Source organism: Actinosynnema sp. NPDC050436, from assembly GCF_040655415.1.
GTDB lineage: Bacteria > Actinomycetota > Actinomycetes > Mycobacteriales > Pseudonocardiaceae > Actinosynnema.
The window spans coordinates 703,772-716,471 of sequence record NZ_JBFAJV010000001.1 but is presented as its reverse complement, the minus strand read 5'-3'; the positions used below and the strand labels follow the sequence as shown (position 1 = coordinate 716,471).

The window sequence follows — 12,700 nt, the reverse complement described above, 5'->3', positions numbered from 1 at the left end:
TCTTCCCCGGGCGTCTCGCCCGTGCGCTCGTTCGCGCCTTTTGCGATGACCACGTGATGCTGCCCGATCGGGTTGGCGGACTGGCACGATCGGCCATCCTATGGACATACTCGGCTTCCCGGACCGGCTGCCGACAGGAGGACGTGCCGTGCCCCGCACGAACGAGCCTGGCCGGAGCGTCAGTTCGCGGCTGCTGGAGGTCTTGTTCTCGTTCCAGCCCGATCAGAGCGCGCTGAGCCTCGCCGACCTGGTGCGCAGGACGGGACTGCCGCACGCGACCGTGCGTCGGCTGGCCATGGAGCTGGCGGACGTCGGTGCGTTGAGCCGGAACCACGACGGCCGCTTCACGATCGGTCTGCGGCTGTGGCAGTTGGGCACGCTGGCCCCCCTCACCGAGTCGTTGCGCACCAGCGCGCAGCCGTTCATGGAAGACCTGTACACGGCCCTGCGCCAGCACGTGCAGCTTGCGGTCCGGGAAGGCGAGGAGGCGGTGATCATCGAGCGCCTGTCCGCTCCGCGCGCGCCGGGGCTCGTCTCCCAGGTGGGAGGGCGGCTGCCGCTGCACTGCTCGGGGGTGGGCAAGGTGCTGCTGGCCCACGGCGGTGGCGACCTGGTCGACGGTGTGCTGTCCGGCACGCTGAGGCGCTACACGCCCCGCACGGTCGTCGACTCGGCCGCCTTGCGCGGCGAACTCGCCGAGTGCCGCCGCACCGGCACCGCGAGCGTGCGGGGCGAGTTGACCACCGGCGCGGATTCGGTGGCGACCAGGATCGTGGACGCCGAGGGCACGGTGGTGGCGGCATTGTCCGTGGTGGTGCGCACCGGGTCGGTGAAGCACCAAGCCGCGCTCCCGTCGTTGATCGCCAGCGGCCTCGGCATCTCCCGCGTCCTCGGGTGGCGTCCGGGGATCAGGATCCGCGACGCGTGAGACCTGGCAGTCCGCTGTCCGTTGAACGGACACCGCGCTGGGCAGGGACTGCCCAGCGCGGTGACAATCCGGTCGACTGCGGCTGCGCTCCGGCAGTGGCGAGCGCGTCACTGCGGGTTGCCGGAACCGCCCGAGGGACAGGGACGTCCGCGGCGGCCCCGCACCACCCGAAGATGTGGAGGACCACCATGGCCCAACGGGACGTGTCCGGCACCGTCGCCGAACCGCCCGCCGTCCCGGCGAGCGAGCTGTTCAGCGAGGAGCGATCGGCGGAGGTGGTGGCGGCGAGCTTCGCCGGCACCCGCGACCCGCGCCTGCACCGGGTGCTCACCTCGCTGGTGCGGCACCTGCACGACTTCGTCAAGGACGTCGAACTCACCGACGAGGAGTGGGCCGCCGCGATCGGGTTCCTCACCGCGACCGGGCAGACGTGCACCGCCACGCGCCAGGAGTTCATCCTGCTCTCCGATGTCCTCGGCATCTCCATGCTGGTCGAGACGCTCAACAACCGGGCAGGTGACGACCTCACCGAGTCCACTGTGGAGGGACCTTTTCACGTGGTCGCCTCGCCCCGGCGCGAGCTGGGTGCCTCCATCGCCGAGGACGGCCGGGGCACACCGTGCCTGGTGACCGGCAGCGTGGCGGGTCCCGACGGGCGGCCGGTGCCCGGCGCGGAGGTCGACGTGTGGCAGGCCGACGACGAGGGCTTCTACGACGTGCAGCGGGCCGACGAGCGGGCGCACGGGAACCTGCGCGGCCTGTTCACCGCGGATGCCGAAGGCAGGTTCCGGTTCCGCTCGATCGTGCCGCGCTACTACCCGATCCCCGCCGACGGCCCGGTGGGGCGGCTGCTGGAGGCGACGTCCCGGCACCCGAACCGGCCGGCGCACATCCACTTCGAGGTGTCCGCGCCCGGCTACCGCACGGTGACCACCCACCTGTTCGTGGCGGGCACCCCGTTCATCGACTCCGACGCGGTGTTCGGGGTCAAGCCCAGCCTGGTGCGCGAGTTCCCGGAGGTGGACGACCCGGCCCGCGCGGAGCAGGCCGGTCTGCCGAACCCGTTCCGGACCGTGCACTTCGACGTCGTCCTGAGCCCCGCCGACGACGAAGGGGTGCGGTGACCGTGTTCCTCCGTTCCTTCTCCTACGACGCCGCCCCGATGCGCGTGCGCTTCGGGGCCGGTACGGTCGCCGAGCTTCCCGAGGAGGTCACCCGACTGGGGTTGCGCCGGGTCCTGGTCGTGTGCTCACCCGAGCAGGAGCAGACGGGGCAGGTGATCTCCCGCGCGCTGGGCACGCACTCGGCGGGGGTCCTCGCCGAGGCGCGGATGCACGTGCCGATCGAGGTGGCGCACCGGGCCGGGAAGCGGGCGGTCGAACTCGACGCCGACGGGTGCGTCGCGGTCGGCGGTGGATCTGCCATCGGGCTGGGCAAGGCCGTCGCCCTGGAACACGGTTTGCCCGTGGTCGCGGTGCCCACCACCTACGCGGGTTCGGAGATGACGCCGGTGTGGGGCATCACCGAGAACGGGCGCAAGCGGACCGGCAGAGACCGGCGGGTGCTGCCCGCGAGCGTCCTCTACGATCCCGAACTCACCGTCGGCTTGCCTGTCGGGATGTCGATGACCAGCGGCTTCAACGCGATCGCGCACGCCGTCGAAGCCCTCTACGCCACCGACCGCTCCCCGATCATCTCCCTGATGGCGCAGGAAGGGGCACGGGCGATGGCCGAAGCGCTGCCGGCGGTGGCGGCCAGGAGCGGCGACCTCGACGCCCGCGCGGCGGCGCTGTACGGGTCGTGGCTGTGCGGGGTCTGCCTCGGCGCCACCACGATGTCGCTGCACCACAAGCTGTGCCATGTGCTCGGCGGCGTGCTGGACCTGCCGCACGCCGCGACGCACACCGTCGTGCTGCCCCACGCGCTCGCGTACAACCAGGACGCCGCTCCCGACGCGATCGAGGCCCTGTCCCGCGCGTGGAACGCACCGGATCCGGCACGCCGGCTGTGGGACCTGTCCGGCCGGCTGGGCACACCCCGGTCGCTGGGCGAACTCGGGATGGCCGAGTCAGACGTCGGGCGCATCGCCGAGGAGGTGCTCCGGGACCCCTACGTGAATCCCGCGCCCGTGACCTACGAGGGTGTGGCGGAACTGCTCCGCGCCGCCTGGAGCGGAGAGCCACCCGCGCCCGACCGGTGACCGGGACGGTGGACGAGCCGTTGTGGCGGGGCGTCGACCAGGTCGTAGTCGCGCCCGATCGCCCCGGCGTCCGGAGCAGCACCGGCAGCAGCTCCTCGAGCTCGTCCCGGTGGCCGACCTCGGCGGCGATAACCGCGATGTCCACCGCCGCCGCGGTCCGGCCGTCGCCGTTGCGCGGGGGGAGGCGACGCCCGGTTCGAGCACGTGCCGGTCGGTCGGGGTCGGCTTTCTTTTGCCCGCGAATGAACCCGGGACCGGAAATGCGGTGACGCGGGGGTGACGTCCGGGGTGCCGGGGTGCTGCTGAACGGCCGGTCGCCTCCGGGGGCTCGTCGTCGCGGGCCGAGCGCGGTGGCGGCGACGGCGGAAACCGGTGGTGGTGAATGGAAACCCAGGTGCGGCGCGCGTTCGGGGAGTGGTGCCGGGCGTCCTTCGTCGTGCGTCCGGGCGGTCCGCGATCCGGGTGGGCCGCCGCATATTGCACATTTGTTGCATTGAGCTCGCTCAAACAGCCGAGGGGTGCTCGGATGACATCGCGGTCGGCGCGGGTTTCTGTCTCCGTCGAAGTTCCAGCGTCGTTCACTTTCAACGTCCGAACCGGGACGGAGCAGACGTGATCCCGAAGGGCCTCTGGATCGGTCCTGAACGCCCCACCTCTGTCTTCGCCGACTCGCGGAGGGGGCGAGAAGTCCGGTGAACGTGGCCTCGCGTGCGCATGATCCATCTCACCCTGCTGCGCACTCCCTGGACATCAAGGGCTGATTAGGCAAGCCTAAGCAAAGTCGATGACGGGATGAGGGGGACCGGTGGGCTCACCAGTGGGATCGGGCGGTGTCGAGGGGCGGGTCGCGCTGGTGACCGGTGCTGCTCGCGGTATCGGTGCGGCCGTGGTGGACGCGCTGGTCGATGCGGGTGCGACGGTCGCCGCCGTGGACGTGGACCCGGCGGTGCGCGATCGCGCCGGTGACCGCGTCCGGCCCTTCGTCGCCGACGTCTCCGACTCGGCCGCCGTCGCCGCGCTGGTGGACGAGGTGGAGCGCGAGCTGGGGCCGGTCGGCATCGGCGTCCCGGTGGCCGGTGTGCTGCGGCTCGGCTCGGTGCTCGACACCTCCGACGACGACTGGGCGGCGACGTTCGCGGTCAACTCGACCGGCGTGTTCGTCGTGCTCCGGGCGCTCGCGCGGCGGATGGTCGAGCACGGGAGCGGGGTGCTGGTGACCGTCGGGTCGAACGCGGCGGGCGTGCCGCGCGCCGGGATGGCCGCCTACGCGGCCTCCAAGGCGTCGGCCACCATGCTCACCCGGTGCCTCGGTCTGGAGTTGGCCGGGTACGGCATCCGGTGCAACATCGTCTCGCCCGGTTCGACCGACACCGACATGCAGCGTCTGCTGTGGACGGACGAGAACGGTGCCGAGCAGGTCATCGCCGGTTCGCCGGATCGGTTCCGGGTGGGCATTCCGCTGGGGCGCATCGCGGATCCGTCCGACATCGCCGACGCCGTGCTGTTCCTGGTTTCCGACCGGGCACGGCATATCACGATGCAGAACCTCTACGTCGACGGCGGCGCGACGCTGCGCGCCTGAAGGCACTCCGCTCGGGTGCTGGACTTGAAGGCCAATATTAGGTTAGCTTAACCTAAGCAATGCGGGGTGATCGACGGTGCCTCCAGACGGCCCCGGCCGAACGCGCCCGCGCAGTGCCGCAGTGACCGCCGACATTGCGTGGGAAGCGCTTTCTCCTGGTGCGGAAAGGGAATTCTGAGGTGTCCTCACTCACTCTGGTCCGACCGCGGCCCGTGCACCGGGCGGCCGACCTGCTGGCGGCCTACCTGCCGGGGTCGTTCTACTTCTCCTCCGCGCGGGGAGTCCTGCTCGCCGACGGCGTGCATTCGGCCGTTCCGGCGAGCGGGCACGGCGACCGCACCCGTGCCGTCGCCGGTGCGCTCGACGCCGCCGCGCTCGCCGGGGTGGAGCACCCCGTGGCGGTGGGGGCGATCGGGTTCCGGCCGGACGCGGAGAGCAGCCTCGTGGTTCCCGCCGTGGTCCGCAGGGCCGAGGCACCCCGACCGGGTGGCACGCCCGCGCCGCTCGCGGCCTCCTTCGACGTCCGCCCGCACCCCGAACCCGCGCACTACGTCGACGCCGTGCGCCGCGCGCTGGAGTTGATCGACGCCGGCCGGATCGACAAGGTCGTGCTGGCCCGCGCCCTGGACCTGCGGGCGGACACCGCCGTGCCGGTGCCCGCGCTGCTGTCCCGCCTGGTGCACGCCGACCCGGCCGCGCACGCCTTCGCGGTGGACGTCAGCGCGCCCGGCGACCCGGCACCGCGCACCCTGGTCGGCGCGAGCCCCGAACTGCTCGTCTCCCGGCGCGGCGACCGGGTGGTGTCCAACCCGCTGGCCGGTTCGCTGCCACGGGTCGCGGACGAGGAGGAGAACCGCCGCCGGGTCGCCGCGCTGCTGGCCTCCGCCAAGGACCGGGCCGAGCACGCGCACGTGGCCGACCAGGTGGCCGAGGTGCTCGGCCGGTTCTGCGTCGACCTGGACGTGCCCGCCGAGCCGACGGTGATCGGCACCCCGACCATGTGGCACCTGTCCACCCGGATCTCCGGCCGGCTCGCCGACCCCGCCGACCCGGCGTCGTCCGCGCTGGCGCTGGCCGAGGCGCTGCACCCGACGCCCGCCGTGTGCGGGGTGCCGGTCGGCGCCGCCCGGGACGCGATCGCCGACCTGGAGCCCTTCGACCGGGGGTACTACGCGGGCCTGGTCGGGTGGACCGACCACGCGGGCGACGGCGAGTGGGCCGTCACCATCCGCACCGCCGAGGTGAGCGACGCGACCGTGCGGCTGTTCGCGGGCGCGGGCATCGTCGCGGGTTCCGACCCGGACGCCGAGGTCGCGGAGACCGCCGCCAAGCTGCACACGATGCTGCGCGCGCTCGGGCTGGAGAGCGGCAGGTGAGCACCGACCACACGCCCTGGCCCGCCGCCGACGCGGCCCGCTACCGCGCCCTCGGGCACTGGCGCGGCCAGACCTTCGGCAGTTGGCTGACCAGCCTGGCCGCCGCGTACGCCGACCGCACCGCGATCGTCGGCGAACGGGACGGCGAGACCGTCCGCTGGACCTACGCCGAGCTGGACGAGCGGGCGCACCGCCTCGCCGCCGGCCTGGTCGACTCGGGCGTCCGGCCCGGCGACCGGGTCGTGCTCCAACTGCCCAACGTCCCCGACTTCGCTCCCGTCGTGTTCGGCCTGTGGCGTGCCGGCGCGCTGCCCGTGTTCGCGCTGCCGGCCCACCGGCACAGCGAGCTGAAGCACTTCGCCGAGCACAGCGGGGCCGTCGCGATCATCACCGTCGGCGAGCACGAGCGGCACGACCACGCCGCCGCCGCGCGGGCCGTCGCCGCCGAGGTCCCGACGCTGCGGGACGTGCTGGTCGTCGGCACGCCGGAGTTCGCCGCGCTGGCCGCGACCGGGCCGCGCGAGCTGCCCGACCCGGACCCGGAGGGCGTCGCGTTCCTCCAGCTCTCCGGCGGCAGCACCGGCCTGCCCAAGCTGATCCCGCGCACGCACGACGAATACCTCTACAGCGTCCGGGAGAGCGCCCGGATCTGCGCGCTGCGCCCGGACAGCGTCTACCTGGCGACCCTGCCGGTCTCGCACAACTACCCGCTCAGCTCGCCCGGCATCCTGGGCGCGCTGCACGCGGGCGCGACCGTGGTGCTCGCGCCGCGCCCTGACGCGGACACCGCGTTCCGGCTGGTCGAACGGGACCGCGTGACGATCACCGGGGTGGTGCCGCCGCTGGCCGCCGCCTGGGTGCAGGCCGCCGCCGGCACCGAGCGCGACCTGTCCAGCCTGGAGGTCCTGCTGGTGGGCGGCGCGAAGTGCGGCCGCGAGCTGGCCGAGCGGATCGGCCCGGCGCTGGGCTGCCGGCTCCAGCAGGTGTTCGGCATGGCCGAGGGCCTGGTCTGCTACACCCGCCTGGACGACCCGGACGAGCTGGTGCTGACCACCCAGGGCCGGCCGATCTCGCCCGACGACGAGATCCGCGTCGTGAACCCGGACGACCCCGCCGCCGCCTCCGACGACGTCGTGCCCGACGGCGAGGCCGGCGCGCTGCTCACCCGCGGCCCCTACACGATCCGGGGCTACTACCGGGCCGACGAGCACAACCGCACCGCGTTCACCCCGGACGGCTTCTACCGCACCGGCGACCTGGTGCGGCGTACGCCCACCGGGCACCTGGAGGTCGTGGGCCGGGCCAAGGAGCAGATCAACCGGGGCGGCGAGAAGGTTGCCGCCGAAGAGGTCGAGAACCACCTGATGGCGCACCCCGGCGTGCTCGACGCCGCCGTGGTCGCCGTTCCCGACCCGTACCTGGGTGAGCGGACCTGCGCGTACGTGGTGCCCGTCGAGGGCGCCGCGCCGACCGCCGCCGAGCTGCGCCGGTTCGTCCGCGAACGCGGGGTGGCCGCGTTCAAGGTGCCGGACCTGGTGCAGGTGGTGCCCGCGTTCCCGGTGACCGGGGTCGGCAAGACCAGCAAGCGCGAACTGCGGGTGGCGCTGGCCGCCCTGGCGAAGAAGGGCTGAGACGTGTCCCTGCCGAAGATCCGGCCGTACCCGATGCCCACGGCGGCCGAGCTGCCCGCCGGCCGGGTGTCCTGGCGGCCCGACCCGGCGCGCGCGGCGCTGCTGGTGCACGACGCGCAGCGCTACTTCCTCGCACCCTACGAGGGCGGGCCCGTCCCGGAGATGGTCGCCAACACCGCCGCCCTGCTCGCGGCGGCCCGCGTCGCCGGCGTGCCGGTTTTCTACACCGCGCAGCCGGGTGTGCAGGCCGCCGCCGACCGGGGGCTGCTCACCGAGTTCTGGGGGCCCGGCATCGGCGCGGTCATCGACGCCGACCCGGCCGCCGCCGACGTCGTGCCCGACCTCGCGCCGGAGCCCGGTGACACCGTGCTGGTGAAGTGGCGCTACAGCGCGTTCCAGCGCAGCACGTTCGCCGAGCAGTTGGCCGCCGCCGGGCGCGACCAGCTGCTGATCACCGGCGTGTACGCGCACATCGGCTGCCAGGCGACGGCGGTGGAGGCGTTCATGCGCGACGTCCAGCCGTTCCTGGTCTGCGACGCCGTCGCCGACTTCTCCCGGGAGCGGCACGATCAAGCCTGCGAGTACGTCGCGCAGCGCTGCGGCGTCGTCACCACCACCGCCGACGCGCTGGCCGCGTTGGCGCCGATCCACGCGGGAGCACCGAGTTGAGCACGCAACCCCTGACCGCGGACCGGCTCCGCACCGAGATCGCGGACGTGCTGGGCGTCGACCCGGCCGAGCTGTCCGACGACGCCGACCTGCTCGACCACGGCCTGGACTCGATGCGGATCATGAGCCTGGCCCAGCGGTGGCGCGCGGCGGGCGCGGTCGGCCTGGAGTTCGCCGACCTCGCCGAGGACGCCCGGATCGGCCGCTGGGTCGAACTGGTCGCCGCGCGCACCGCCGGGGGGTCCGCGTGACCGCCCGGACCGACCACCGGGACCGGCACGTCGAGCGGATCGCCGAGGTGCGGGCGCAGGGCACCGGCGCGGAACGGGTCGGCTACCCGATCCGGGTCCGCGAGGTCGCCGTGGTGCGCACCGAGTTGCTCGGCACCGGCCTGCTGCGCGTCACGTTCGGCGGACCGGGCACCGCCGGGTTCGAGGCGCACGCCGCCGACGAGCACGTGAAGCTGCTGTTCCCGGAGGCGGACGGCTCGCTGCGGCTGCCCGAGCCGAACGGCCTGATGCTGCGCTGGCCCAAGCCGTCGCCGACGTCCCGCGAGTACACCGTGCGCCGCTACGACCCGGCGACCGGTGAGCTGGACGTCGACGTGGCGCTGCACGAGGGCGGCCTCGCCTCGGACTGGGCGCGGGCCGCCCTGCCCGGCGACACGATCCACGTGGCCGGCCCGCCCGGCGGCGTGATCGTGCCGCACGGCTACGACCGCTACCTGCTCGCGGGCGACATCACCGCGCTGCCCGCGATCGCCCGGTGGCTGGAGGAGCTGCCGCGCGACGCCGCCGGCTGGGCGTTCGTCGAGGTGGCCGGCCCCAAGGAGGAGGTCGAGCTGGCCGCGCCGGCGGGCGTCGAGGTGCGCTGGCTGCACCGGGGAGAGGACGTCCCACCCGGCACGACCACCGACCTGGCCGACGCCGTGCGGTCCGTCGACGTCCCCGAGGGCGCGCGTGTCTACGTGTGGGTGGCGGGCGAGGCCGGCTCGATCAAGCCGCTGCGCCGATGGGTGCGCGACGAACTCGGCCTGGGCAAGGGCGACCACGACATCACCGGCTACTGGAAGCGCGGCGTCGCCGACTTCGACGACGACCACGAGCACGACCACCACTAGACCCCCGAAGAAGCAGTACCAAACACCAAGGAACGACGAATGTCCCTCGCGAGATCCCCCCGAGTCGTCGGCGCGCTCCTGCTGTCGGCGGCCCTGGCCGCCGGCTGCGGCTCCGCCGACAGCGGTTCGACCGACACCAGCGCACCGGCCGCCGAGGCCACGACCCGGGTCGTGACCGCCGACAACGGCGACATCACGATCCCGACGTCGCCCAAGCGCGTCATCGCCACCGGCTACGCCGTGCCCGCGCTGCTGGAGGCCGAGGCGCCGCTGGTCGGGATCTCGACCTGGCAGCGCGGCATCCCGCTGATGACCGACGCGGACAAGAAGCGCTACGAGGACCTGCCGAAGGTCGCCGGCGAGACCGCGAAGGAGACCAACTACGAGGCGATCGCGCAGGCCGACCCCGACCTGATCGTCATCGGTGTGCCGAAGCCGGTGCTGGCCGACATCGACGTCAAGCGGCTGGAGGCCATCGCGCCGGTCGTCGCCATCGGCCCGTCGGTGCCGTCGATGTGGCGCGACCTGACCCGCAAGCAGTCCGACGCGGCGGGCGCGATCGCCAAGTTCGACGCCACCCGCGGCGAGTACGAGGGCAAGGCCAAGAAGCTGGCCGAGAAGTACGCCTCCGTGCTGCCGGGCCTGAAGCTGGGCCACGTGGGCGCGTACGGCGAGGTCGCCAAGGGCAACTTCCAGCGCGAGTTCAGCGGCTCGTGGGGCACCAACATCGTCGAGGACATGGGTGCGAAGTACTACGGCCAGGTGAAGGTCAAGGGCGGCGGCTCGAAGGACGTCAGCGAGTACCCGTCGATCGAGGAGCTGCCGGCCGCGTTCACCGAGGCCACCGCGATCACCTACTCGGTCAAGCCGGACGGCACCGTCGCCCCGGCCGTGCAGTACGTGCTGGACTCGCCGCTGTGGAAGGAACTGCCGGCCGTGAAGGCGGGCAAGGTCTTCCCGATCCGCTACACCGAGGCCGCCACCTACCGCTCGGCGATGAAGACGCTCGACGCGGCCGACGAGGCGTTCGCGCCACTGCTGACGAAGTGATGCGGACGCGCCGGGGGCCGGGTGCGCTCGTCCTGGTGCTGGTCGCCGCGCTGGCCGTGCTGGCCGTGGCGGCGGTGGTGAGCATCGGGGTCGGCGCGCGCGCCGTGGCACCGCTGGACGTCGTGAAGGCGCTGTTCGCCTACGACGGGTCGAACGACCACGCCGTGGTCCGCGACATCAGGGTGCCGCGTGCCGTCCTGGCCCTCGGCGTGGGCGCGGCGCTCGCCGTGGCCGGCGTTCTCGTGCAGGTGCTGTCCCGCAACCCGCTGGCCGAGCCGGGCGTGCTCGGCGTGACGGCCGGTGCGGGATTCGCGATCACCACCGGGTCGGCGCTGGGCCTGACCGCGTCGCCCTCCGGGCAGCTCGTGGCGGCCGTGGTCGGTGCGGTCACCGCCGCGCTGCTGGTGTACTCGGTCGGCACGGGCTCCCCGCTGCGGCTGGTGCTCACCGGCGTGGCGCTGACCTCGGTGCTGGCCGGGGTGTCGCTGGGGATGCGGCTGCTGATGCCGACCGTGTTCGACGAGTACCGCTTCTGGGCGGTCGGCTCGCTGGCCGGCCGGGAGCAGACCGCCAACGGGGTGCCGCTGCTGGTGATCGCGGTGGCGGTGGGGTGCGCGCTGCTGCTGAGCAGGCAGCTGGACGTGGTCGCGCTCGGCGAGAGCACCGCGCACGGCCTGGGCGCGAACGTGGCCCGGGTCCGGTTGGCGGCCCTGGTGCTGATCACCGTGCTGGCCGGCGCGGCGACCGCGATCGCCGGGCCGATCCTGTTCGTCGGCCTGATGGTGCCGCACCTGGTGCGGCGGCTGGCGGGCGCGTCCGTGCCGTGGGCGATGGCCTACGCGGTCGTGCTCGGCCCGGTGCTGATGCTGGTGTCGGACACGGGGTCGCGGGTGCTGCTGCCGACCGGCGAGGTGCCGGTGGCGATCGTGACGGCGTTCGTCGGCGGGCCGGTCCTGGTGTGGGCCGTCCGGAAGTACGGGACGGCCTCGCTGTGAAGACCGCGGTGAAGACCCCCGGCGCGGTGGTGCTGCGCGCCGGCCCGTTCTCCGCGCTGGTGGAGCGGCGGCTGCTGGTGCTGGTCGGCGTGCTGGTGGCGGCGCTCGCGGGCCTGGCCCTGGTCGGTCTGATGTACGGGCCGACGTGGGCGAGCCCGGTGAAGGTGCTCGACGCGCTGTCCGGCGCGCGCGGCGGCTCGAACGTGGTGATCCGCGAGTGGCGGCTGCCGCGCGTGCTGGCCGCCATCGTGTTCGGCGTCGCGCTGGGCATCGCCGGCGCGATCTTCCAGAACATCACCCGCAACCCGATGGGCAGCCCGGACGTGATCGGCCTCGACGCCGGCGCGTACACGGGCGCGCTGATCGTCATGACGGTGCTGCACGGCTCGTCCGCGCTGCTGACCTTCGGCTCGGTGCTGGGCGGTGTGCTCACCGCCGCGCTGGTGTACCTGCTGTCGATGCGCGGCGGGGTGTCCGGCCTGCGGCTGGTGGTGATCGGCATCGCGGTCAACGCCACGCTGACCGCCCTCAACTCGTGGATCGTGCTGCGCGCCGAGCTGGAGGTGGCGCTCGCGGCGGTCGGCTGGCACGCCGGTTCGCTCAACGGCGTCGACTGGGCCGACGTGCGCGTCCCGTTCGCGGTCGTCGGCGTGCTGCTGGTGCTGGTCGTGCTGCTGTCGCGGACCGCTCGGCAGGGCGCGCTGGACCCGGCCCTCGCGGTGACCACGGGTGTGCGGCTGGAACGCTTGCAGTTGCAGATGGTGCTGATCGGCGTGGCGTGCACCGCCACGGTGACGGCGGTGGCCGGCCCGATCGCGTTCATCGCGCTCGCCGCGCCGCAGATCGGCCGCCGGCTGGCCGGCGCACCCGGCACCCCCTTGCTCCCGGCCGCGCTGACCGGCGCGGTGCTGCTGCTCGGCGCCGACCTGGTCGCGCAGGTGCTGCTCGACCCCGTCCCGCTCCCGGTGGGCGTGGTCAGCACCGCCATCGGCGGCTGCTACCTGATCTGGCTGTTGGCGAAGGAGGTTCGGCGCTCGTGACCACGTACCCGTCCGCCCAGGACGTCGCCCAGCGCCCCGACGAGGTGCCGGCGCGGCGGAGCGCCGGTGGTGTCCCCGACACCCCCGCCCGCATCCACCACGACGGCAC

At 73.5% G+C, this 12,700-nt stretch carries 12 protein-coding genes; all 12 read left to right on the top strand.

Going from position 1 to position 12,700, the window contains the following annotated elements; genetic code table 11:
* Window positions 1-148: 148 nt before the first annotated feature.
* The 12 genes from AB0I60_RS02950 (at window position 149) to AB0I60_RS02895 (ending at window position 12,591) form a co-directional block, all read left to right on the top strand.
* Window positions 149-928, top strand: a complete 780-nt coding sequence (locus AB0I60_RS02950) for an IclR family transcriptional regulator (protein ID WP_360725498.1) — start codon at window positions 149-151, stop codon at window positions 926-928.
* Between the two features lie 188 nt (window positions 929-1,116).
* The gene (locus AB0I60_RS02945) at window positions 1,117-2,052 is read left to right on the top strand and encodes a dioxygenase (protein ID WP_360725497.1); all 936 of its coding nucleotides are present in this window, start codon (window positions 1,117-1,119) and stop codon (window positions 2,050-2,052) included.
* A 2-nt stretch (window positions 2,053-2,054) separates the two neighbouring features.
* Window positions 2,055-3,128 (top strand): maleylacetate reductase, encoded by a 1,074-nt coding sequence (locus AB0I60_RS02940; protein ID WP_360725496.1) that lies wholly within the window; start codon window positions 2,055-2,057, stop codon window positions 3,126-3,128.
* A gap of 817 nt (window positions 3,129-3,945) precedes the next feature.
* Window positions 3,946-4,710 carry a 2,3-dihydro-2,3-dihydroxybenzoate dehydrogenase gene (locus AB0I60_RS02935; RefSeq protein ID WP_360725754.1) on the top strand — a complete coding sequence of 255 codons (765 nt, stop codon included), beginning with the start codon at window positions 3,946-3,948 and terminating at the stop codon, window positions 4,708-4,710.
* 179 nt (window positions 4,711-4,889) lie between these two features.
* Complete coding sequence (locus AB0I60_RS02930) at window positions 4,890-6,086, top strand: isochorismate synthase (protein ID WP_360725495.1); 1,197 nt, start codon at window positions 4,890-4,892, stop codon at window positions 6,084-6,086.
* Window positions 6,083-7,717 carry an AMP-binding protein gene (locus AB0I60_RS02925; protein WP_360725494.1) on the top strand — a complete coding sequence of 545 codons (1,635 nt, stop codon included), beginning with the start codon at window positions 6,083-6,085 and terminating at the stop codon, window positions 7,715-7,717. Before AB0I60_RS02930 ends, AB0I60_RS02925 begins: the two co-directional genes overlap by 4 nt.
* 3 nt (window positions 7,718-7,720) lie before the next feature.
* Window positions 7,721-8,386: an isochorismatase family protein gene (locus AB0I60_RS02920; RefSeq protein ID WP_360725493.1), complete on the top strand. Its 666-nt coding sequence runs from the start codon at window positions 7,721-7,723 to the stop codon at window positions 8,384-8,386.
* A complete protein-coding gene (locus AB0I60_RS02915; RefSeq protein WP_360725492.1) occupies window positions 8,383-8,637 on the top strand; it encodes a phosphopantetheine-binding protein in 255 nt (84 codons plus the stop codon). Before AB0I60_RS02920 ends, AB0I60_RS02915 begins: the two co-directional genes overlap by 4 nt.
* Window positions 8,634-9,506, top strand: a complete 873-nt coding sequence (locus AB0I60_RS02910) for a siderophore-interacting protein (protein ID WP_360725491.1) — start codon at window positions 8,634-8,636, stop codon at window positions 9,504-9,506. The genes AB0I60_RS02915 and AB0I60_RS02910 overlap by 4 nt, the downstream gene beginning before the upstream one ends.
* 39 nt (window positions 9,507-9,545) lie before the next feature.
* On the top strand, window positions 9,546-10,556 hold the full coding sequence (locus AB0I60_RS02905) for an ABC transporter substrate-binding protein (protein ID WP_360725490.1): 1,011 nt from the start codon (window positions 9,546-9,548) through the stop codon (window positions 10,554-10,556).
* The gene (locus AB0I60_RS02900) at window positions 10,556-11,551 is read left to right on the top strand and encodes an iron ABC transporter permease (RefSeq protein ID WP_360725489.1); all 996 of its coding nucleotides are present in this window, start codon (window positions 10,556-10,558) and stop codon (window positions 11,549-11,551) included. The genes AB0I60_RS02905 and AB0I60_RS02900 overlap by 1 nt, the downstream gene beginning before the upstream one ends.
* A gap of 26 nt (window positions 11,552-11,577) precedes the next feature.
* A complete protein-coding gene (locus AB0I60_RS02895; protein WP_360725753.1) occupies window positions 11,578-12,591 on the top strand; it encodes an iron chelate uptake ABC transporter family permease subunit in 1,014 nt (337 codons plus the stop codon).
* Window positions 12,592-12,700 lie beyond the last annotated feature (109 nt).

Bases quoted from the DNA above. Each gene is read 5' to 3' on its own strand.
- AB0I60_RS02900 (WP_360725489.1), top strand. From the start codon at position 10,556: ATGCGGACGCGCCGGGGGCCGGGTGCGCTCGTCCTGGTGCTGGTCGCC.
- AB0I60_RS02905 (WP_360725490.1), top strand. From the start codon at position 9,546: ATGTCCCTCGCGAGATCCCCCCGAGTCGTCGGCGCGCTCCTGCTGTCG.
- AB0I60_RS02945 (WP_360725497.1), top strand. From the start codon at position 1,117: ATGGCCCAACGGGACGTGTCCGGCACCGTCGCCGAACCGCCCGCCGTC.